This is a genomic window from Parasutterella secunda, assembly GCF_024733725.1.
GTDB classification, from domain to species: Bacteria; Pseudomonadota; Gammaproteobacteria; order Burkholderiales; family Burkholderiaceae_F; genus Aphodousia; species Aphodousia faecalis.
The window spans coordinates 128,987-150,972 of record NZ_JANRHP010000004.1 but is presented as its reverse complement, the minus strand read 5'-3'; the positions used below and the strand labels follow the sequence as shown (position 1 = coordinate 150,972).

The window sequence follows — 21,986 nt, the reverse complement described above, 5'->3', positions numbered from 1 at the left end:
AAAGCAAAAGATGTTAGTTGAACGCAAAGATTTGAAAGACGCCAAACGCATCGTGGTGAAAGTGGGCAGTAGCACCATTACACACGCCAACGGTAAATGTGATTTTGCCCGCATTGATAAATTGGCTCGTGAATTGGCTGATTGGCAAAATCAAGGTAAGGAAATGATTTTGGTCACGTCAGGCGCGGTGGCCGTTGGTGTTGATCGTTTGGGGTTGCCGGAAAAGCCGAAAACGATTCCGGGTAAGCAGGCAGCGGCTGCCGTGGGTCAAGGCATTTTGATGCACACCTATGAAAAAATCTTTGCTGAATATGGGCAAGTGGTCGCTCAAGTGCTTTTGACCCGCATGGAGACAATTGACCGCCACCGTTATACCAATGCCCGAAATACATTTATGGAGTTGCTAAAACGCCGCGTCATTCCAATCGTCAATGAAAATGACGTCGTCGCACTGGATGAATTAAAAATCGGTGATAACGACAATATGAGCGCTTTGGTAGCAAGTATTGTTGATGCGGATTTGGTCATCATTTTGTCCGATGTGGATGGCCTTTATACAGCCAATCCGCAGACGCATCCCGACGCCCGATTGGTCTCTCGGGTTGAAGAGATTACGCCGGAGATTGAAGCGAGCGCCGGAGGCGCCGGCAGCTGCGTTGGCACCGGTGGCATGTTTACAAAAATTCAGGCTGCAAAAAATGCCACAACATCGGGCATTAATTTAATCATTGCTTCCGGTTCGCAAAAAGATGCCATCAGTCGCATACTCGAAGGCGAAGAGGTTGGTACGCTTTTTGTTTCCCGAGAAAATCGCTTGCAGTTCCGTAAACGCTGGCTGGCGTTCGGAGCCCGCATTATGGGAAGCGTGACGGTGGATGAAGGCTGTGAAAAAGCCATTAAAAAAGCGGGAGGCTGCAGCATCCTGCCCGTTGGTATTGTGGCCGCAGAAGGCAACTTTGAAGCCGGTAATACCGTGAGCGTTAAAAATAAAGAAGGACGTGAAATCGCCCGCGGTTTGTGTCACTATTCTTCTGAAGAACTTCAAAAAATTATTGGCTGCCAAAGTGCAGAAATTGAAAGTTTAGTGGGACACAAAGCTTTTGATGAAGTGATTCATCGAGATGATTTGGTCATTTTGAATTAGGAGACCTATCTATGAGCACGACAGAAGTATTGGTTCGTCAAAAAGCTCAGACGGCTCACAATGCGGCTGTCAGGATGGGAACGCTTCGCAGCGGACAGAAAAATAAAGCCCTGCTTGCCATGGCTGCCGCGCTTTTGAGTCATTGCGACGAGATTCTTGAAGCTAATGAAAAGGATATGCTCAACGCAAAGACCAACGGTATGCGGGAATCCATGCAGGATCGTCTTCGCTTGACGCCCGCACGCATTGAGTCAATGGCTGAAGGTTTACGGCAGGTTGCTCAGCTCAAAGATCCGATCGGAGAGGTGATTGGAGGTTCCACGCTAGCCAACGGGTTAAGTTTGACCAAAGTGCGCGTGCCTATTGGGGTTGTCGGCATTATTTACGAAGCGAGACCGAATGTTACGTCTGATGCCATTGGCTTGTGCCTGAAATCGGGTAACACGGTTGTGCTCAAGGGAGGAAGCGAAGCGCTTCATTCTAATCAGGCCATCGCCTCTATTCTTTCAGAGGCCGCTCAAAAAGAGGGGGTGCCGCAAGGCGCTATTCAGTTTATTGACGTGACAGATCGTCAGGCGGTAACCGATTTAATCCGCATGAACGGTTTAGTTGATGTCGTCATACCCAGAGGTAGCGCCCGTCTGATTCAAGCCGTTGTTCAAAACGCGACAGTGCCCGTTATTGAGACCGGTGCTGGGGTGTGCCACACTTTCGTTGATGAGTCTGCCGATTGCGATATGGCCCGCCGGATTGCTTTTAATGCAAAAGTACAAAGACCATCGGTTTGCAATGCCATGGAAACACTGCTTGTGCACGAAAAAGTAGCTGATGCGTTTTTACCCCAAATGTTGAAGGATTATTTCAGTGCGGGCGTGACGATTTTCGGTTGCGAGCAGACTCAAAAGTTTGACTCCCGAATTCAAGTCGCCACAGAAGAGGATTGGGCAACAGAGTACGGTGATTTGCGCTTATCTGTAAAAATCGTCCGTGACTTGGATGAGGCTTTAGCTCATATTGCCCGATACAGTACCCGTCACTCGGAATGTATCGTCACGCGCAATATGGAAAATGCCCGACGCTTTCAAGCGGAAGTGGATGCGGCCGTTGTTTATGTTAATGCTTCAACTCGTTTCACCGATGGCTTTGAGTTCGGCTTTGGCGCGGAAATCGGCATCAGCACCCAAAAGCTTCACGCCAGGGGTCCGATGGCTTTGCCTGAATTAACGTCCTATAAGTACTTAGTGACAGGAAACGGGCAAATCAGAGGTTAAGCGCCGATTGTATTCAATAAAACAGACGGGGAAGTGCCCAAAAGGCATATCCCCGTTTTTAAATGAAAGGCTAAAAGTTAAAGATCAATGTCGATGAGCTCGTAGTTATCCTTGCCCATGCCGAGTTCATGCATGTAGGACAACTGGCGCAAACCGTGGCGTGACTCAATTCGTTCAACAAGATCGTGGTTTTTATCTTTGCCTAACGAATAAACTAAATCCACACATGCTTGGTCGATTGCCAAAATATCTGTGGAGGCAACCATGCCAATATCAGGAATGGTGGGTTCTGCGGCGCTCAGCCCCGCGCAGTCGCAATCCACAGACATGCGGCGCATGACATTGATAAAAACAATGTGTTTGCCAAAATGGTCGCACACAGCTTTAGCAGATTCCGCCATCGTTTCCATCAGGTGTTCTTTTGCCGGCCATTCATCCCAAGGAGCATTGATATCCTTTACGGCGTGAACTTGAGCCTTCCCGATTTTGCCGTCAGCGCATCCGATGGCGATATTTTTCATGGAGCCACCGAAGCCGCCCATGGCGTGGCCCTTGAAGTGCGTAAGAACAACCATGGAGTCGTAGTTGACGATATTTTTACCCATGGATACTTCTTTAAAGTGCTTGCCGCCTTTCACAGGAAGCATGACGGTGCCGTCTTCATCCATGATGTCAACCGGACAAAAAGTCCAGCCATTGACTTCCAAGGTCTTACGATGTTTTTCAGTGGTGTCCCGATCGCCGATATAGAGCGTGTTGGTTTCAACAATGTTGCTGTTGGGAATACTTTGTTGGAACGCTTTCACCATGTCACGGGGCAAAATATTCGGACCGTTGCGCTCTCCGGTATGTAATTTGATAGCGACTTTGCCTTTTACTTCATCATTGATCAAGGCGAACAGTTTTTTGAGATGCTCGGCATCAATGTTGCGAGTAAAGAACACTTTGGCCTTTTCGCCCTTGAAGTCGGCTGTCACTTTTTTACTACCGATAACCGGCGCTTGTGTTTGGGTGGTTGCGGCGTTGGCAAGCGAACTTAAAACTGCGCCTGTCATAATACCTCCCATTGTTTTTAAAAAAGCGCTGCGGGAACATTTAAATTCAGACATAAAAACCCCCTCATCATTCAAGGATTTAACGGGAAAATTTTATCAATTCACATTCACGATACTTTGCCTAAAATCGTTTATAAATTTGCCTGCTTCTACTGTTTGAGTTGACACTATCTCTAAGAAATAGTTGTAACAACCTAGACGAATTAACTTATATTCCCCTAAAGAATTAGCTTTTCTAATCTATCTCACTTATGAGCAAATGATTCTTCATCCATAAAATAAAAAAATATTTTTATAAAAAGAGAAAAAATATGGATAAGAAAGTCGCTACAAGATACATCCCGATCGGTTTGATGCTGTTTGCTCTTTTCTTTGGCGCCGGTAATTTGATTTTCCCGGCTTCCATGGGTCAGAACGCCGGCGTTAATGTTTGGTATGCCTTAATCGGTTTTTGTATTACCGGCGTGGGTATGCCACTTTTGAGCGTGATGGCTATGGGTTACTCCGGTTGCAATGATTTGCAGGAAGCTGCCGGACGCGCTCATCCGCTCTACGGATTGTTTTTTACGATTGTGGCGTATTTGGCGATTGGTCCTTGCTTTGCTATTCCTCGTACCGGAACGGTCGCTTTCGAGATCGCCGTCAGTCCCTTCTTGGATAAAGAAAGCATCGAGTTAGGTTTGCCTATTTTCTTGGCGGTGTTTTTCTTGATTTCTTTCTGGTTGTCGGCCACGCCTCAAAAGTTGGTTGACCGCATCGGTAAACTTTTGACCCCTGCATTAGTGCTGACGATCGTTTTGTTGATTGTGCAGTCATTTGTTTCTCCTTTAGGAGAACCTCAAGCTCCAACGAAGGCCTATGCAACGCCTGTGATTGCTGCTGTTCAGGGTGTTTTGGATGGCTACAACACGTTGGATGCGATCGCCGCTTTTGTTTTCGCAACTCTTGTGATTAACGTTGTTCGCGAGGACTGCGGTTTGACCGATCGTGCAGAGATCACTAAGCAGGTCTACAAGTCCGGTATTGTGGCTGTTGCTCTGTTGGCCTTTATTTATATTTTTATCGCCAAGATTGGAGCAGAAAGTGTTCCGGCAATCGGCATGCAAACGACCGGTGCTCCGGTGTTGGCTGAGTCTGCCAAAATCCTTTTTGGTAACGCAGGTGCCATTATTTTGGCTGTCATTGTGCTTTTGGCTTGTTGGTCAACGGCCATCGGGTTGATTACTTGCTGCGCAGCCTATTTCTTGAAGTTAACGGGTCGCTTTACTTACCTCTATTGGGTGACCATTTTCTCAATCGTGTCGTTTTTGGTTGGGATGTTCGGTCTTGAAACCATCATTACCTCAACGGTTCCGGTGCTGATGTTTATTTACCCGTTGGCTGTTGTGTTGATTGTGCTTTTGTTTACTGACAAGTTCTTTAACGGCAGACAATGTGTTTATGCTTTCACCGTTGGCTTTACATTCATTATGGCTTTGATCAACGGTATGGAAACCGCCAATATCAAGTTTGAAGCATTGGAAAATGTTTTAACCACTTACTTGCCGATGCATACATTGGGATTGAGTTGGATTTGGTTTGCATTGGTCGGATACATTTTGGGTCTGTTGTGGATGAAATTTGTGCCGGCTAACAATAGCTAAACAAATACCTCCGTAAGTCTTATTGTCTTGGCCTGAAAAAGTCTCCCTCCATGTTTGATAGGCAAAGAGCCTATCAAACATGTGTGGCCAGGCCCTAATTCCAAAGAAAGAAATATTGCCGATTTGCGTCATAAATTTTCTCCGTGCGCAGATTCGCTTAAACCCGATCAACCTCAGCGAGGTCTCCGCGGGCTAACATGCGCAGCTCGTGCGTTTTCATAGTCGCATTTCATGGATTTAATTTTCGATTGTCTTGGTTGATTCTCTTTAGACTTTTAACCAAGCAAACGTATTTGAAAAGATCTAGACTCATGAAGAACGTTTATTGAAATGGGTTTGAATTAGAACCTCTATAATCCCTCTATTTACTATTTTCTCGAGGTTTCACATGTCGATTTTGATGCCGGAACCTAAAAATACTCTGCTAGGTAAGGATACAGTCTATAGTGATCAATATAACCCTGGCTTGTTGCAGCCGATTTCTCGCGCTCTAGGGCGTGATGCAATCGGAGATCATCATTTCAAAGGGGTAGATATCTGGCGTTTATATGAACTGTCATGGTTAAACAGCCAAGGCGTGCCGCAAACGGCGGTGGCTGAGTTGTTTGTGCCGGCCTCGACTCATTCAATTGTTGAATCGAAATCGTTAAAACTGTATGCTGGCTCATTCGCTATGACGCAGATGGGTAGCCAAGAGGAAGTGGCAAACCGCATGTCTGATGATCTGTCGCTTCGCTTAGGAGGCACGGTTAAGGTAAAGCTTTTCAGCATTCAGAATTATCCGGGACAGGTGAAAACGATGCCCGGGCTATCCCTTGACCATTTAACGCTTCCTGCGGGCGGTGAAATTTCAACCTATGAAACAGAACCGGGACTTCTTGAGTTTGATCCGCACTCAAGTGAAATAATTCAAAAGACTTTCTCGACAACCGTTTTTCGTTCTTTGTGTCCGGTGACCGGTCAGCCGGATTTGGCCAGTGTCATGATTAACTATAAGGGACGCGCTATTAGCCCAGAGGGTCTTTTAAAGTATCTCGTGTCGTATCGATGCCATAAGGGGTTTCACGAGCAGTGTGTTGAGCAGATTTATCACGATATGCGCACAGTTTTTCAGCCAGAATTACTCGAAGTGTACGCATGCTTTACCCGACGCGGAGGGATAGATATCAATCCGTTTCGTTCATCGGTTCGAGAGCAGCCGGACGAGGTTATTCGCGAAATGCGTCAATGAGGGTTTAAGGTGTGGAGCGCCTGCAACTTGATTGATTTCTTGCTGTCAGTCAAGAAGTTACTTGTCGGTTTTATCAGAAAGAACGTGATCTCCGTCGAAGTGCGGAATAAATTTGGCACTATCCGTGCGCCCCACTTGTATAAAACCCTTGGTGATACCAATGTTTCTCGCATGACGTACAACTTTTTGATATTCCAGTGTTGTCAGCGGACGGTTGATTTCCGGATGTCTGCAGGCTTTAAAGAGCGGCATGTATTGATTCATAATCGAAACATACACTTGGTCGCTAAAAGTTTCATGAATCCAGTCTAAACAACGGCAACTGTCGCGCCATTGCCAAGGCAAGACAAGATGCCGAATGATAAGCCCACGTCGAAGTTGTCCGGAACCGTCAAGCTCTGCCGGTCCCGTCATTTCGAACATTGCACGGATTGCCTCAGAGGCATAGTCAAAGTATTTTGAAACTCCCGAATATTTCTCACCGAGGCGATTGTCAAAATATTTAAGATCCGGAAGAAAGATGTCAATGAGTCCCGAGAGCATTCGTAGAGTCTCGGGCAGTTCATAGGCGTTGGAGTTGTAAACAATAGGCAGTGTTAAACCGCGCTCTTTTGCCGATAGTAAAGCTTCTCGGATTTGCCGCGTATAGTGACCTGGTGTGACGAGTTCAATACAGGATGCCCCGCGCTCGGCTTCTTCAAGGAAGATGTCTGTCAGACGTTGGGTCGAAATTTTGATTCCATTGCCTTTTGCACTAATTTCGTAGTTTTGACAAAAGCAGCAACGCAGATTGCAGTGTGAAAAAAAGATTGTTCCAGCGCCTTTTTTGGCTTCAAGAATCGGCTCTTCCCATGCATGCAAACTGACGAGGGCAACTTCAATATCGTCGCTTGCTCGACAAATACTACGCTTTAAGCCTTCGGGTGTGGAGCGATCTGTGTTGCAGTGACGCGGACAAAGGTTACAGATCATATTGGTAGAAAGCCGGAAGACGGATGTCGTTGAAATATTTAACTGTTAAGGCAGGAGCACATGGTGGAGGCGGCGGGAATTGAACCCGCGTCCAGAAATCGTCCACAGCTGGATCTACATGTTTAGCTAAAACATTTAAAAAATCTTATTTCGCTTTGCGCCCTTTAGCCGGCTCTGACGAAACCAGACACTTTAAAATCTCAACACCCCCACAGTGTCCTCAGGGATGTCCAGCCTGTATGATATGAAACCACTGCCGGCGAACCGGCCCGGTCTAGAGGCAAACCGGTGTGGTCCTCGCCTTAATTAGGCGGCGAGAGCGAAACGCTTATTGTTGGCGTTTATTTTGTTTCCAGCGGATTTACAAGGTGACTGGACCTTGACATGCACCAAGCCACTTCGTGACCCCTGTCGAAACCAGGTCGCCCCCATGTGAACTTGTCGGACTGCTAATTATGGATGATTTTTAGAAAAAATGCTGAATCTACGCTGAACCATTTGTTTTTTCTGAAAAAATACTCATCAAATTACTGCGATCATCTCATTTTTGCATTACAATGCGCTTCACTTTTGTTTGACAACAAAGTGTTTCAAACGATTAATCGTTTTTATTTTTAATAAATCGTGCCAATTTAAACGGCGCAAGGAATTATGGCAAAAGAAGATCTAATTGAAATGAGCGGTGTGGTGCTTGAAGTTTTGCCCGACGCTCGCTACCGCGTAAAGCTTGATAATGGCCATGAACTGGTTGCTTACACGAACGGAAAAATGCGTAAGCACCACATTCGTATTTTGGCCGGTGATAAAGTCTCTTTGGAACTGTCCCCTTATGATTTAACAAAGGGACGCATCACGTTCCGTCACATTGAAGGTCGCCCGGCTGCAGCGCCTGCCGCTGGCGCCAATAATCGCCGCCGTTAATACTCCAACAGTTTGTTGTATTGCTAAGGACGCCTGAGGGATTCGGGCGTCCTTTGTTTGCGTGTACAATCATCGCAATACAACTTCTTTACCTGATCGCACATTATGGAATTCGAGCTTTGGTATCTGATCGTTGTGCCCGTCTTGTTTGTTGCGGGGTGGTGGTTTAGGGGTCTAGACCAACGACAACGCGAGAAAGAACATGAACCCGCAACCTATTACAAAGGAATCAATCTGCTGTTGAACGATCAGCCCGATAAGGCCATTGATGCGTTCATTGAAGTGGTCCGATTAGATCCTGAAACCATTGAATTGCATCATGCGTTAGGCAATTTATTTAGCCGCCGAGGCGAGTTCGATCGTGCTGTCCGTATCCATAATCACTTGCTCAATCGGGAAGATTTGCCGGAACACGAACGTTCATTAGCTTTATTTGAGTTAGGCAATGATTATCTTAAAGCGGGGATTTACGATCGTGCCGAAGACAGCTTCCAACGTCTTTTAAAAGAACCCGAATACCATTTGGATGCGTTGCGTGCACTTTTGAAAATTTATTGCACCGAAAAAGAGTGGGAAAAGGCAATTGATGTTGCCAATACGTTGGAAAAGCAAGCTGGTGAAAACCATCAAGTGGAGATGGGGCATTTCCATTGTGAGCTTGCTGCGCTAGCTATGCGCGCCAAACAGTACGATCAGGCCCGTGAAGCGTTACAAAAGGCTCTGCAAGTTGATCGCCATAGTGTTCGTGCTCTCATCATGCTAGGTAACTTGGCCATGTTAAACAATGATCCTCAAACGGCGCTTTTACACTGGTCAAAGGTGGAAACGGTTTCGCCCGATTATTTACCCTTGGTCATGGTGCCGATGGCTCAAGCCTATGAAGCGTCTGGCCAACACGAGCAGGCTATGAATTTGGTCCATCGCGCTCTGGAAGATCACTCCAGCGTGGAAACTCTTTCGATTGCCTTGGACTTAATTGTTAAAAGTGAAGGGGAGCAGGCGGCTCAAAAGTTCCTCAAAGAGGAGCTTGTTCGTCACCCGACATTGTGGACGTATGAGAAGCTTGCAGAGCTTCGCTTAAAAGATCATCCGCAAGACTCGGAGCTTCAATTATTAATCTCATTGTTAAAGCCTTACGTGAGCAGACCCGGACGCTATCGCTGCTCTCATTGCGGCTTTAAGGCTAAAGGTTTCCAATGGCTTTGCCCGGGTTGTTCTTCTTGGGGCAGCTACTCTCCCAAGCGGGAAGAAGAAAGTTAAGAAAAAGAAGTCCGAAGGTACAAAATCAAATCTTCGGACTTTTTTGTAATTATTTACATTTTTAAAGGCTTCTCGTCACACTCTTTCGGGCAACATTGCGTACACTTCACTTTCATGTAATGCCTTTATTTCTAGGGAAATTCAATGTTTAAACGAATCGGTTTGTTCATCTTGACCAACTTGGCTATTTTGGTGATGTTGTCCATCATCCTGAACCTGGTGAGCTGGTTCTTTGGTGTGGACTTCTCACAAATTGCGGGTGCCGGTCAGAATTATGTTTCACTTTTGATTTTTGCTGCAATTATCGGTTTTTCGGGCTCAATCATCAGTTTGTTGATGAGTAAGACGATTGCCAAAAATTCGATGGGAGTCCAGCTGATTGATGTTGATCATCCTCGCAATGAAGTAGAACGCTGGTTGGTTGAAACGGTCGCTAAGCTTGCCAAAATTAAGGGCGTGGCGATGCCCGAGGTCGGCCTTTATCACGGAGAACCCAATGCATTTGCAACCGGTCCTTCGAAGAATAATTCCCTGGTTGCCGTGTCCGACGGATTGTTGGCCAGTATGAACAAAGAAGAGGTCGAAGCTGTTTTAGGACACGAAATGAGCCACGTGGCCAATGGTGACATGGTTACGATGACTTTGATGCAAGGCGTCATTAACACGTTTGTTGTGTTCCTTTCTCGAGTAATTGGCAACATTGTTGATCGTGGCATTTTGCGCAATGAAAGTGATGCGCCGGGCGCAGGCTACTACATTACAAGCCTTGTGTTGGATATGGTTTTGGGACTTTTGGGCTCGATGTTGGTGGCCGCTTTCTCGCGCTACCGCGAATACAGGGCCGATGCCGGTGCCGCTCAAGCGCTAGGCTCTCCCGCTCCTATGATTAACGCTTTGGCTCGTTTAGGCGGAATGCAAACCTCAGAGTTGCCGGGCAATGTGAAGGGTTTCGGTATCAGCGGAGGAATGGGTTCTTTGTTTGCAACGCACCCGCCGATTGAAGCACGCATCAAAGCGCTTCGTGAACTTCAAAACTGATTTAAGTATAAGAAAGCTCAAGGCCTGCCAAAACGGTGGGCCTTTTGTTTTTTAAGCTTGGGAATTAAAAAAGGGGAAGAAGTTGATGGGGTGGGAAATGGGACTCGAACCCACGACAACCGGAATCACAATCCGGGACTCTACCAACTGAGCTATTCCCACCATCAAACTTTTGGCCCGCCCGACAGGATTCGAACCTGTGACCCTCGGCTTAGAAGGCCGATGCTCTATCCAGCTGAGCTACGGGCGGCTCGACAACTGTCGAAACGTGGTCGGGGCGAAGGGATTCGAACCCCCGACATCCTGCTCCCAAAGCAGGCGCGCTACCGGACTGCGCTACGCCCCGCCTCAAGTGCGAATCAGCATTATGCAGGAAAAAATAATGAAACGCAATAGTAAAGAGCATTTTTGAATCAAGAAAATCCAAATTGCTACAATCCACGAACCAAAATTGGATTCAGTCAGAAGGAGCAGATGTTGTGAAATGGTTATGCGCAGGGCATGAATTAGATACAAAAGTTCCCCTAATTATGGGAATTGTCAATGTAACGCCTGATTCATTTTCCGATGGCGGAAACTACGCTACGGAAAAACAGGCGGTGGCTCACGGGTTGGCGCTCTTACGTGAAGGGGCTGATATCCTTGATATCGGCGGTGAATCGACAAGGCCTGGTGCGGCCCCTGTTAGTGAGGTAGAGGAACTGGATCGGGTTATGCCTGTTGTGCAAGAACTGGCAAAAAGCGGAGCCATTATTTCTGTGGATACCAGTAAAGCCGTGGTGATGAAGGAGGCAATCAAGGCAGGGGCACACATCATTAATGATATTCGTGCACTGCAGGAGCCCGGAGCTTTGGAGGCGGTGGCAGAGACTGATGCAGGTGTCTGTTTGATGCATATGCAAGGGGCACCAGCGACTATGCAAAATAACCCCAACTATCGTCATTTGATTGAAGAGGTCGAGCAATTTCTAATTCAACAGGCTCTACGGGCAGAAAAGGCCGGAATTGCTCGGGAAAGAATTTGTTTGGACTACGGTTTCGGCTTTGGGAAAACAGTAGAGCAAAATTTTGAGTTATTGGCTCATACGGATTATTTTGCTCGTCTTCCTTACCCCATTTTGGTCGGCCTATCCCGAAAATCCAGCATAGGCGCTGTGACCGGGCGAGGTGTGCATGACCGATTGGTAGGATCGGTAACCGGCGCTTTATTGGCTGCGCAGCGCGGTGCTTCCATCGTTAGGGTTCACGATGTGGCAGCAACGCGTGATGCGTTTAAAATTTGGCTTATGACAGAAAATCAAAGCCATAAGGATTGATGTTATGACTCGTAAGTATTTTGGTACCGACGGTGTGAGAGGTCGTGTCGGTGAAACGCCTATCACGCCGGATTTTGTGATGAAGTTAGGACAGGCGGCCGGTCGCGTTCTGAGACGTCGTATTGATGGTCGTCGTCATGTTCGCGTTGTGATCGGCAAAGATACGCGTGTTTCTGGGTACATGTTGGAAGCCGCGCTTCAAGCCGGGTTCTCAAGTGCAGGCGTTGACGTGGTGTTGTGCGGTCCGATTCCGACCCCTGCGATTGCCTATTTGACCCGTGCTCAAAGGGCTGATGCCGGGGTGGTGATCAGCGCCAGCCACAACCCTTACCATGACAACGGTATTAAATTCTTTTCTGAGTCGGGGACAAAACTTCCTGATGAAGTGGAATTGGAAATCGAAGAAGAGTTGGACAAGGGCTTTTCCTGTGTGGACAGCCGCGAACTGGGTAAGGCTTGGCGGCTTGAAGATGCTTCGGGTCGATACATCGAATTTTGTAAATCCACGATTGACAGCACAGTCAATTTAAAAGGGTTGCGCATTTTAGTGGATTGCGCAAACGGTGCCGCCTACCATGTGGCGCCTGCGGTTTACCATGAGTTGGGGGCAGATGTCTTTACGGTGGGTGATAGCCCGGATGGCTTTAATATCAACGATGGCGTTGGCGCAACGCACACGGAATCCCTATCAAAGAAAGTATTCGAACGTGGCTGTGATGTCGGTATCGCTTTGGATGGTGATGCGGATCGTTTAATCATGGCCGATGCCAACGGTCATGTATACAACGGAGACGAACTGCTTTATGTGATGGTTCGTGACCGCATGATGCATGAAAAAGTGTTGGGTGTTGTTGGCACGTTAATGACAAACTACGCACTCGAGAAGCGTTTCGCAGAGTTGGGAGTTGATTTTGTTCGTGCAAAGGTCGGTGACCGTTACGTTCTGGAACAGTTGAAAGCGCGAGATGGTTGGCTTTTCGGCGGAGAAACATCCGGTCATCTGTTGGTCTTGGATTGTCAGACAACAGGTGATGGGATTGTCAGCAGCCTGCAGATTTTGGCGGCCATGAAACGTCAAGGAAAGACTCTTGCAGAGTTGACAGAAGATCTGAAGCTTTTGCCGCAGGTATTGATCAATAAACGAATCGAAAAGGGGTTTGATTGGAAATCCCATCAACCCATGAAAGAGGCGGTAGCTAAGGCCGAAGAAAAACTCAGTGGTCGCGGACGTGTTTTGATTCGGCCGTCGGGAACAGAGCCGCTTTTGCGAGTGATGGTCGAAGCCGATGATAAGGTGTTAGCTCAAACACTGGCACAATCCATCGCTGATACGCTTTGATTGAAATTGCAAGTTTCCTTACTATGAAAGGGCCGCGTTTTGCGGCCCTTTGTCAGAGGATCAGTTCATCAACCAATTCAAAAGAGGCGGAGCGATCATAGGGGCTGCAAAAGCAGTGATGATGCCTGCCAATCCCATTGCTAGCCCAGAGAATGCGCCTGCTTTGTCGCTGATCTGAAAGGCTCTGGAAGTGCCCATTCCGTGAGCGGATACGCCCAATGAGAAGCCTTTTACGTAATCTTTTTTAATACGAAAGAGCTTAAAAAGAGGTGAGGCTAATAATGAGCCGACAATACCTGTTAACACCACGATGCCGGCAGTAAATTCAGCGATGCCTCCCATTTTTTCGGAAATCCCCATAGCAATCGGCGTGGTCACGCTCTTAGGAGCCATGGACATAATGCTCTCAAAAGAAGCGTCAAAAAGAACTCCCAGCAAAACAGTTGACACAACACCGGTAATGCAGCCAACAACTACCCCGATTAAAAGTGGAGCCCAAAGCTTGGCAAGTCGGCGGCGTTGATCAAACAGTGGAACAGCAAGCGCTACAGTAGCCGGACCCAAAAGGAAATGAACAAATTGGGCGCCGGCAAAGAATGTTTCGTAGTGGGTATCGGTGGAAAATAAAATCCCCAACAAAATAGCTACTGCGATTACAAACGGTGAAAGCAGCGTGATGTAACCGCTTTTTTGGTAGACCCAAATGCCAATCTGATAAGCCACCAGCGTTAGACAGAGCCAGAGGACGGGGTTTTGGGCGAGATGTTGCCAAAGTAAGTCAATCGTCATCATCAACTCCCAGCAATTTGGCGCTCCATTGAATGGCAAGAGCGGTTACAACCATGGTGATGGCAGTACCGATGACCAAAATGGCTGCAATAGCAACCCATTCAGAGGAAATTCGATCCCAGTGTCTGACAATTCCTACTCCGGCGGGCACAAACAAAAGAGCCAAATGCGCCAGGAGTACAGAGGCGGTCAAACGAACCCGCTCAATCAAATCATCTTTGATTAGAAAACCAATGAGCAGAAAAATCATCCCGAGTACAGGTCCAGGTATGGGCCAGCCGAATCCATAGGATAGAGCTTCGCCGATTAACTGCAGCATTAGGAATAAGGCGATAGAAATTAACATAAAAACAGACCAGAAAATGGGAGGTCGAATTTTGTCACCATCAAAGAAAAAAATCTATGAAAAGTTGCTTACAAATGCTTAAAAATAGTCTGGTTTATCCTGATTCCAATACGGAAAGGAGAGGACGAGAATAATTTTGATTGGTTTGATCAAAGTCTATTGCCGAATGGAGGTTGTCTATGCGAAAAACTCGTTGTGCATTTGCCGTCGGACTTGCATTGGCTGCTGGTGTTGCGTACGCCGTGGTGCCACAGGTGAGCTCCGATGTGAAAAACGCTACTGAAACGATTTATAAAGATCCGGTGATGCAAAAGATGCTTACGGAACTCACGAGTGACGAAAACGCGCAGTTCCGCTTCAATACGCATATGGAAGTGGCCCGTATTGCTTCACCATCGCGTTCTGAAATGCGTCGTGCAGAAGAGTTGGCTCGCCGAATGGTTGAAGAGTGGGGATTTGATAAAAAAGACATCATGACAACGCCCGAAGGCATCATTAAGGGCGCAGGTATTCAAAAAGTAGACGGATTGCCGGTCTACAACGTCTGTGTGCGAATCCCGGGTACTTATTCTCAAGAAAAAGGAGCTCAAAGCTATAAGGGCCAATTCCCGAAGGTGTTGCTTGAAGGCCATACGGATACCGTGAATCCGGCCAAGTTGCCTCCGAAGAGCAATCCGTATATGCCGGTGAAATTGCAAAAGGCTTCAGAAGCAATTGTTTCTACGCCTGAAGCATTAGCGGCGATTAAAGATGAATTGCATTTCGATAAGAACGGCAAAATTATTCAGGACGAAAATTACAAGAAGGCCTACAAACGTTATGCCAGCCTAGAAGATGCTCAAAAGAAGGGCGGCTATCGTATTTATGTTCCGGGTTTTGCCGATGCCATGGGTAACACGACCGGTGTGATGACCGCCGCCATCATGATGAAAAAGTACAACATCAAGCCCGTCTACGATATTTGGGTTTGCGGTACAACCGGTGAAGAAGGCAAGGGCAATCTTTGCGGTATGAAGCAACTCTACGGTTATAACCAAGATACAGGCAAGGGCAATAACGCCTTGAACTTTGTGGCCAATTTCGGTGCCGACTCGACACGTCCGGGTTCCGGCACGCTCAACTACTTAGGCAGTTATCGTTTCGAAGTGAAATACACGGAACCGGCAGGCTATAAGCAAGGCGGCGCCGAAGCTCCGAGCGCTTTGATGGCGATGACTCGGTCAATTGCCAAGATTGCCGACGTGAAGTCACCTTGGGATTTGGATAAAAAGGCTGAAAGAACAACCTATACGGTGGGTCTTGCAAGCTGTGATGCCGCCGCTGCCGGTGAGCGCTCTCGTTCCTGCACGTTGATGGTGGATATGCGTTCGCCGACGCAAGGACCGTTAAGTGCTATTCGTGCTCAGATTGAACCGACATTTAAGGCTGCCTTGGATGAAGAAAATGCCAAATACGGTCTCAAGAGCGGAGACAAGAAGGCTGTGAAGATGGAATTGGTGTGGTTTGGCGACCGTCCGGCTCACCAACGCAAGAATTTCAACGACATCGCTACTCAGATTTATTGGCAAACCGCTCAAACCGTTGGTATTGACAAGATTAAGGAACTCAAGACCAATGCTTCGAGCTTAAACGATAACGTTCCGGCAGCAGTTGGCGTGCCGACGGTGAACTTTAATGTTCATACGGTTGCAGCAAGCGGCGGCGGACATACGTTTAATGAATGGGGTATTCCGGGTAATGCTCAGGATGAAGGCAAGCGCATCTTCCGTATGATTTTGATGGGCTTGACGGCTGCCGGTTATCACACAAGTACGGGTGATGTGGTTAAACCTACGGCCGATCCGATCGGTGCTCGTACGACTGAAGAGATGTATTAATGAGGGAACATCGGGAGAACATTATGAAAGGAAAATTAATTGTTGCTTTGCTGGGTTCTTTTGCCGCTTCGGTGGCAATGGCCGATGTTTCGAGTGTGCTGACGGTGGATATTCAAGGTCCCGGTGGTCACAGTAATGGCGCATACGGCAATACGAATGCCGTGCATGCGGGTGCTCGTGCCATCATGGAAATTGAAAAAGCAATTCCGTCTCAAAAACAGTGCGTGGTGTCCGGTTTTTCCGGTGGCGTCTCTGTTAACGCCATTGCCGCTGACGGTCATTTCAAAGTTTCTCTGAATGCTAAGGATGAGAAGGAAATGACTCAACTTAAGCAAAAAGTGGAAGCGGCCGTGAAGAAAGGCGTGGATGCGGAAAATGCTTTCCGTTCTGTCAAACCCGGTCAATTGACCGGTGGCGTTCCGGCAGAAGTTCGCTACACCATTAAGTAATTATCTTTGAAGTCTTTGCCGCCCTTTGGTGGGCGGCATTTTTATACTTAAAAAGAATCAAAAAATGAGCTACTAATTAATATAGATCAATAAATTTAAGTAATGTTAATTGATTAATATATTTAAATAATAAATAATATTCGTATCAAAAAATGATACGGAGATAAAAATGAAAAAATATTTATGGTTGGCGGATTTGATGGCGCAAACAGTTTTTTCAGTTTGTTTTACGCTTTTGAGTATTGGTGGAGTTCTGACACTGTTGGGAACGATTTGATTGGCGGCGAGGAAAAACAAAAGCCGGCGAGAACGCCGGCTTTTGTTTGGACCAAAGAAGTCTTTAGGACTTGAACGTTTTTCGTTAAGGAGACACAAATAAACGCTCATTGAGCTGGGAGAGATTCTTCCAAACTTGAGTTACCACCCCTTTTTGGCCCTCGTTGTTCAGAAGATCGCTCAAAACTTCTTACTTGAGTCGAACTTTATCGCAGAAATCTTGCGTGAAGCTTACGATTCAGTAAAAAGGTTTGTAATGTGTATATTAATGATAATGATTCTCAATTGCAAGTGTTTTTGAAGAATTTTTCTTATTTTCTAATGTCTCTGTTCGAGGACTTTTGAGAAAGGAAAACAAAGTGCGAAAAATTCGGTAAGATACGAGTTCTTTTAATTTTTTTGGCCGGTAAAGCCATGTATGAACACGAATTATTACTATCTGATTTTGATTTCGATCTCCCTCAAGATCGCATTGCTCAATTCCCTTTGAAAGATCGTTCTGCTAGCCGTCTTTTGCACGTTATGCCCGATCGTTTGGAAGATTGGCATTTCAGGGACATCGTTAATTTACTTCGACCGGATGACTTGTTGGTGATGAATAACACCAAAGTCATTAAGGCCCGCTTGCTTGGGAAGAAAGAAACGGGTGGCGCCGTTGAGGTTCTTATCGAGAGAATCACCGGAGAAAACACCGCTATCGCGATGGCCCGCGCAAGCAAAAGCCCCAAAGCCGGTACCTATTTGGTATTTGAAGCAGAAGGCAAAGAAGAACGAGTTGAGGTAACGGGGCGAGAAGGTGAGTTTTTTGCGCTTCGTTTTGAGCACCCTGTTTTGGAGGTGTTGGACTTTTTTGGAAAAGTCCCTCTTCCTCCCTACATTGAGCACGCCGCCGATAAAAGCGATGAGCAGCGTTATCAAACGGTTTATGCGAAAACGCCTGGGGCTGTCGCCGCTCCTACTGCCGGTCTTCACTTTACCGAAGAGGTTATCGAGGCGCTTAAGAAAAAAGGGATTCAAATTGTTTTTGTGACTCTGCATGTCGGGGCAGGAACCTTTCAACCCGTTCGCGTTGAAAAGCTCTCAGAGCACGTAATGCACTCGGAGTGGTACACCATTAGCGAGGAGACAGCAAAAGCCGTCAATCAGGCTAAAAAGGAAGGCAGGCGGGTTGTTTCGGTGGGAACAACCAGTTTAAGAGCACTTGAAAGCGCCGCGGTGCAAAAAGGTGTTCTTCAAGCCGGCGCTCGGGATACCCGACTTTTTATTAAGCCTGGGTATGAGTTCAAAATCATTGACGCGCTGATTACCAATTTCCATTTACCGAAATCAACTTTGTTGATGCTTGTTTCTGCATTGGCCGGTAAGGATCGAATTGACTCTGCATACCAATATGCAATCAAAGAACATTACCGATTCTTCAGTTACGGTGACGCAATGTTGTTGGAGAAGAAACCGGAGTAAATCGTGAGTCTTGAATTTACATTAAAGAAAACCAGCGGAAAAGCACGACGTGGAGAAATGAAACTGAACCACGGAGTTGTGCAAACCCCGATTTTCATGCCAGTGGGAACATACGGCACCGTAAAGGCCATGGCTCCCAATGAACTTGAGGAAATTGGTTCTCAAATTATTTTAGGCAATACTTTTCACCTCTGGCTTCGTCCGGGGTTGGATGTCATCGAAAAGCATGGCGGTTTGCACCAGTTTATGGGTTGGGATAAACCCATTTTGACCGATTCTGGCGGCTTTCAGGTTTTCTCGCTCAAAGGTCTTCGTAAGATCACCGAAGAAGGTGTGAAATTTGCTTCGCCGATTAATGGGGATAAATTGTTTCTCACCCCTGAGGTGTCCATGCAAATTCAGCGTGTGCTCAATAGCGATATCGTGATGGTATTTGACGAATGCACGCCCTATAAGATCAATGACCGTCCGGCAACCGAAGAAGAAGCAGCTAAATCCATGCGTATGTCACTGCGTTGGGCCCGTCGCAGCAAAGACGAATTTGTTCGATTGGGTAACCCGAATGCTTTATTCGGCATTGTTCAGGGTGGCATGTATGAACACCTCCGTGAAGAGTCCTTAGAAGGGCTCAAGGAAATCGGCTTTCATGGTTATGCGGTCGGTGGTCTGTCGGTCGGGGAACCGAAGGAAGAGATGCACCGGATTATGGAAAAAATTGTCTGGCAGCTTCCCGAGGACAAACCTCGCTATTTAATGGGGGTAGGTACGCCCGAGGATTTGGTGGAAGGTGTAAGCCAAGGCATTGACATGTTTGACTGTGTAATGCCTACTCGAAACGCAAGAAACGGCTGGCTCTTTACACGCTACGGCGACATTAAGATCCGCAACAGCAAATACAAAGATGACCTGCGTCCGCTGGATCCGACGTGTGACTGCTACGCCTGCAAGCATTTCTCAAGAGCTTATCTGCATCATCTGCAGAAAGTAAACGAGATCTTAGGTGCCCGACTCAACACCATTCACAATCTGCATTATTACCTGCACCTGATGCAAGAAATTCGGGATGCGCTTGATGCGGATCGTTTTGAGGAATGGAAAGCGGAATTTTACGAAAACCGCGCCCGTGGAGTGGACTAAAAAAGCGGGGAAATAGGCAAAACAATCAGTCAATTCCCCCGTATAATTAGAGGACTATTTTGTCCGAGTGGATATCGGACGTTTTTTATGGAGTAACTCATGTTTTTTATTTCTGACGCATTCGCCCAAACCGCCGCTGGCGGAGATACAGCCGGTTTGATTACGAGCTTGTTGCCGATGATTTTGATCTTCGTCGCTTTCTGGTTTTTCTTGATTCGTCCGCAGCAAAAGCGCCAAAAGGAACATGCCAAGATGGTTGACGCTCTCACCAAGGGTGATGAAGTGTTAACTGCCGGCGGCATTGCCGGTCGTGTGGTTGAAGTCCGCGATGATTACATGGTTGTGCAAATCGCTACGGTTAAGGAAGAACCCGTCACCTTAACGATGCAGCGCGTTGCTGTGCAAACCGTTTTGCCCAAGGGCACGATTAAGACCTTTTAATTTTTAGAAAAACCCCAAGATCAGTTCATCTTGGGGTTTTCATCGAACCGCCACAGAATCTTTGAATTGTGGTCGGTTCCGTAGCAGAGAGAGCGAGCCCAGCCTGTCGTTCTCTTTTTCAGTTTATTCTGGGGAATAAGACGTGAACCGTTATCCATTGTGGAAATACATCGTCATTGTTGTCGCATTGGTCATCGGTCTGATTTACACGACGCCGAACTTCTTCGGTGAATCGCCTGCAGTTCAGATTTCAAGCCAAAAGGCAACGGTGAAGGTTGATGAACAAATATACGAGCGGGTTCAAAAAGCCTTATCCGGTGCAAACATCACGCCGGACGGCATCTTCTTTGAACAAGGCGCTCAACAATCAACGATTCGAGTTCGCTTCGAGCCGACACAGGCAGAAATGCAGTTGCAGGCCAAAGAAGTGATTGAGCGTGAACTCAATCCCGATCAAGCGGATCCCTCGTTTGTGGTTGCTTTAAATTTGGTGCCTAACACACCGCAGTGGCTCTTGAGCTTACATGCTCTGCCAATGTATCTGGGTCTTGACTTGCGTGGCGGTGTTCACTTCCTGTTGGAAGTGGATATGGATGCTGCCATTGAAAAGCGTGCAGATGCCGTTGCTAGCGACTTGCGCTCTCAATTCCGCGAAGAGCGTATTCGTCACGCCGGTATTACGCGCAACGGCACTTCGTTGGAAATCGCTTTCCGCAGTCAAGAAGAACGAGACAAAGCTCGTGACCTTTTACGCAATACGCACAACGATTTGTCCTTGGACGATCGTGATGACGGTCAGATGTACCGTTTAGTTGCAACCATGACGGATGCCTCTTTGCGGGAAGTCCGCGATTATGCGTTAAAGCAGAACATTTCCACTTTGCATAATCGTATTAATGAATTGGGTGTGGCAGAACCTGTTATCGCTCAGCAGGGAGCCAACCGTATCGTGGTTCAATTGCCTGGTGTGCAAGATACGGCCAAAGCCAAGGAAATTCTAGGTCGTACGGCGACCTTGGAAATTCGCATGGTGGATGACTCTCCCGAAGCTTACGCGCAATTGGCTGCCGGGACCGTCCCGTTTGGCGATGAACGTTATCTTGATCGCGCCGGTGTGCCGATTTTGGTGAAGCGTCAAGTTGTTCTCACGGGTGATAACCTCAACGACGCTCAGCCTGGGTTCGATCAACAAACGCAAGAACCGACGGTGAACTTGACTTTGGATAGCCGCGGTGCACGTATCTTCCAGGATGTAACGCGTGACAATGTTGGTAAACGCATGGCTATTATCCTTTTTGAAAAAGGTAAAGGCGAAGTGGTTACGGCACCGGTTATTCGTCAAGAAATTGGCGGAGGACGCGTTCAGATTTCTGGTCGCATGACGGCAACGGAAGCAACGGATACGGCTTTGCTGCTTCGCGCCGGGTCGCTGGCAGCACCGATGGAAATCATTGAGGAACGATTGGTCGGTCCGAGCTTGGGTGCGGCTAACATTGAAGCCGGTTTCCGCTCAACGCTATATGGTTTTGCCGTTGTGTCAATCTTCATGATCTTGTACTACCAGGTTTTCGGCGCGGTGTCAGTATTTGCCTTGAGCTGCAACGTGATGCTTTTGGTGGCATTGCTCTCCATGCTTCAGGCAACTTTGACTTTGCCGGGTATTGCCGCTATCGCATTGACGCTCGGTATGGCTGTTGATGCCAACGTGCTGATTAACGAACGTGTTCGTGAAGAATTGCGCGAAGGACGATCGCCTCAGCAGGCAATTAGCGAAGGCTTTGAAAGAGCTTTTGCAACCATTTTGGACTCAAACGTCACAAGTTTGATTGCCGGTATTGCCCTTTTGATTTTTGGCTCCGGTCCTGTGAGAGGGTTTGCCGTTGTGCACTGCTTAGGTATTTTGACCTCTATTTTCACTTCTGTGGTTGTAAGCCGTTCTGTCATTAATTTGATCTACGGTCGTCAGAAGAAGCTCAAGAAGCTGCATGTTGGTCAAATTTGGAAACCTGAGGACTAGGAA

At 47.2% G+C, this 21,986-nt stretch carries 19 protein-coding genes, 3 tRNA genes and 1 other RNA gene; 15 read left to right on the top strand and 8 right to left on the bottom strand.

The window, feature by feature from the left end; genetic code table 11:
* Window positions 1-10 precede the first annotated feature (10 nt).
* Window positions 11-1,144 carry a glutamate 5-kinase gene (proB, locus tag NW199_RS05720; RefSeq protein WP_258333908.1) on the top strand — a complete coding sequence of 378 codons (1,134 nt, stop codon included), beginning with the start codon at window positions 11-13 and terminating at the stop codon, window positions 1,142-1,144.
* A gap of 11 nt (window positions 1,145-1,155) precedes the next feature.
* Window positions 1,156-2,415, top strand: a complete 1,260-nt coding sequence (locus NW199_RS05715) for a glutamate-5-semialdehyde dehydrogenase (RefSeq protein ID WP_258333907.1) — start codon at window positions 1,156-1,158, stop codon at window positions 2,413-2,415.
* 77 nt (window positions 2,416-2,492) lie between these two features.
* Here NW199_RS05715 and NW199_RS05710 read toward each other — a convergent pair whose 3' ends face one another.
* Complete coding sequence (locus tag NW199_RS05710; protein ID WP_258333906.1) at window positions 2,493-3,524, bottom strand: DUF362 domain-containing protein; 1,032 nt, start codon at window positions 3,522-3,524, stop codon at window positions 2,493-2,495.
* Between the two features lie 257 nt (window positions 3,525-3,781).
* On the opposite strand from NW199_RS05710, the gene brnQ reads away from it, so the two are divergent.
* Window positions 3,782-5,113 (top strand): branched-chain amino acid transport system II carrier protein, encoded by a 1,332-nt coding sequence (brnQ, locus tag NW199_RS05705; protein ID WP_249091468.1) that lies wholly within the window; start codon window positions 3,782-3,784, stop codon window positions 5,111-5,113.
* A 388-nt stretch (window positions 5,114-5,501) separates the two neighbouring features.
* On the top strand, window positions 5,502-6,344 hold the full coding sequence (gene queF, locus NW199_RS05700) for an NADPH-dependent 7-cyano-7-deazaguanine reductase QueF (RefSeq protein WP_249091467.1): 843 nt from the start codon (window positions 5,502-5,504) through the stop codon (window positions 6,342-6,344).
* A 57-nt stretch (window positions 6,345-6,401) separates the two neighbouring features.
* On the opposite strand, the gene NW199_RS05695 is transcribed toward queF, so the two are convergent.
* Both NW199_RS05695 and ssrA read right to left on the bottom strand, forming a co-directional pair.
* Window positions 6,402-7,316: a radical SAM protein gene (locus tag NW199_RS05695; RefSeq protein ID WP_258333905.1), complete on the bottom strand. Its 915-nt coding sequence runs from the start codon at window positions 7,314-7,316 to the stop codon at window positions 6,402-6,404.
* A 61-nt stretch (window positions 7,317-7,377) separates the two neighbouring features.
* Window positions 7,378-7,746, bottom strand: a transfer-messenger RNA (tmRNA) gene (gene ssrA / locus NW199_RS05690).
* Window positions 7,747-7,967: 221 nt separating this feature from the next.
* Between ssrA and infA the strand changes: the two genes are divergently transcribed.
* The 3 genes from infA (at window position 7,968) to htpX (ending at window position 10,535) form a co-directional block, all read left to right on the top strand.
* Entirely contained in the window at window positions 7,968-8,237 is a 270-nt protein-coding gene (gene infA, locus NW199_RS05685) for a translation initiation factor IF-1 (RefSeq protein WP_022472791.1), read from the top strand.
* Between the two features lie 105 nt (window positions 8,238-8,342).
* The gene (gene lapB, locus NW199_RS05680; protein ID WP_022472790.1) at window positions 8,343-9,497 is read left to right on the top strand and encodes a lipopolysaccharide assembly protein LapB; all 1,155 of its coding nucleotides are present in this window, start codon (window positions 8,343-8,345) and stop codon (window positions 9,495-9,497) included.
* A gap of 144 nt (window positions 9,498-9,641) precedes the next feature.
* Complete coding sequence (gene htpX, locus NW199_RS05675; RefSeq protein ID WP_022472789.1) at window positions 9,642-10,535, top strand: protease HtpX; 894 nt, start codon at window positions 9,642-9,644, stop codon at window positions 10,533-10,535.
* Between the two features lie 86 nt (window positions 10,536-10,621).
* Here htpX and NW199_RS05670 read toward each other — a convergent pair.
* From NW199_RS05670 to NW199_RS05660, 3 genes are all read right to left on the bottom strand, one after another.
* A tRNA-His gene (locus NW199_RS05670) sits at window positions 10,622-10,697 on the bottom strand.
* A gap of 11 nt (window positions 10,698-10,708) precedes the next feature.
* Window positions 10,709-10,785 (bottom strand) — tRNA-Arg (locus tag NW199_RS05665).
* A gap of 19 nt (window positions 10,786-10,804) precedes the next feature.
* A tRNA-Pro gene (locus tag NW199_RS05660) sits at window positions 10,805-10,881 on the bottom strand.
* Between the two features lie 184 nt (window positions 10,882-11,065).
* Here NW199_RS05660 and folP point away from each other — a divergent pair.
* Window positions 11,066-11,851: a dihydropteroate synthase gene (folP, locus tag NW199_RS05655; RefSeq protein WP_258333940.1), complete on the top strand. Its 786-nt coding sequence runs from the start codon at window positions 11,066-11,068 to the stop codon at window positions 11,849-11,851.
* 4 nt (window positions 11,852-11,855) lie between these two features.
* Window positions 11,856-13,190 (top strand): phosphoglucosamine mutase, encoded by a 1,335-nt coding sequence (gene glmM, locus NW199_RS05650; protein WP_258333904.1) that lies wholly within the window; start codon window positions 11,856-11,858, stop codon window positions 13,188-13,190.
* Between the two features lie 60 nt (window positions 13,191-13,250).
* On the opposite strand, the gene NW199_RS05645 is transcribed toward glmM, so the two are convergent.
* Window positions 13,251-13,979: an LrgB family protein gene (locus NW199_RS05645; RefSeq protein WP_309148118.1), complete on the bottom strand. Its 729-nt coding sequence runs from the start codon at window positions 13,977-13,979 to the stop codon at window positions 13,251-13,253.
* On the bottom strand, window positions 13,969-14,325 hold the full coding sequence (locus tag NW199_RS05640) for a CidA/LrgA family protein (protein ID WP_022472785.1): 357 nt from the start codon (window positions 14,323-14,325) through the stop codon (window positions 13,969-13,971). Before NW199_RS05640 ends, NW199_RS05645 begins: the two co-directional genes overlap by 11 nt.
* A 179-nt stretch (window positions 14,326-14,504) precedes the next feature.
* On the opposite strand from NW199_RS05640, the gene NW199_RS05635 reads away from it, so the two are divergent.
* The 6 genes from NW199_RS05635 (at window position 14,505) to secD (ending at window position 21,983) form a co-directional block, all read left to right on the top strand.
* Window positions 14,505-16,202 (top strand): zinc-binding metallopeptidase family protein, encoded by a 1,698-nt coding sequence (locus tag NW199_RS05635; protein ID WP_249091464.1) that lies wholly within the window; start codon window positions 14,505-14,507, stop codon window positions 16,200-16,202.
* A gap of 23 nt (window positions 16,203-16,225) precedes the next feature.
* A complete protein-coding gene (locus NW199_RS05630; RefSeq protein WP_258333903.1) occupies window positions 16,226-16,651 on the top strand; it encodes a peptidase dimerization domain-containing protein in 426 nt (141 codons plus the stop codon).
* A gap of 690 nt (window positions 16,652-17,341) precedes the next feature.
* Window positions 17,342-18,388 (top strand): tRNA preQ1(34) S-adenosylmethionine ribosyltransferase-isomerase QueA, encoded by a 1,047-nt coding sequence (queA, locus tag NW199_RS05625; RefSeq protein WP_258333902.1) that lies wholly within the window; start codon window positions 17,342-17,344, stop codon window positions 18,386-18,388.
* Between the two features lie 3 nt (window positions 18,389-18,391).
* On the top strand, window positions 18,392-19,525 hold the full coding sequence (gene tgt / locus NW199_RS05620) for a tRNA guanosine(34) transglycosylase Tgt (RefSeq protein WP_022472780.1): 1,134 nt from the start codon (window positions 18,392-18,394) through the stop codon (window positions 19,523-19,525).
* Window positions 19,526-19,624: 99 nt separating this feature from the next.
* Window positions 19,625-19,966 (top strand): preprotein translocase subunit YajC, encoded by a 342-nt coding sequence (gene yajC / locus NW199_RS05615; protein ID WP_022472779.1) that lies wholly within the window; start codon window positions 19,625-19,627, stop codon window positions 19,964-19,966.
* Window positions 19,967-20,108: 142 nt separating this feature from the next.
* Window positions 20,109-21,983, top strand: a complete 1,875-nt coding sequence (secD, locus tag NW199_RS05610; RefSeq protein WP_258333901.1) for a protein translocase subunit SecD — start codon at window positions 20,109-20,111, stop codon at window positions 21,981-21,983.
* Window positions 21,984-21,986: the final 3 nt, after the last annotated feature.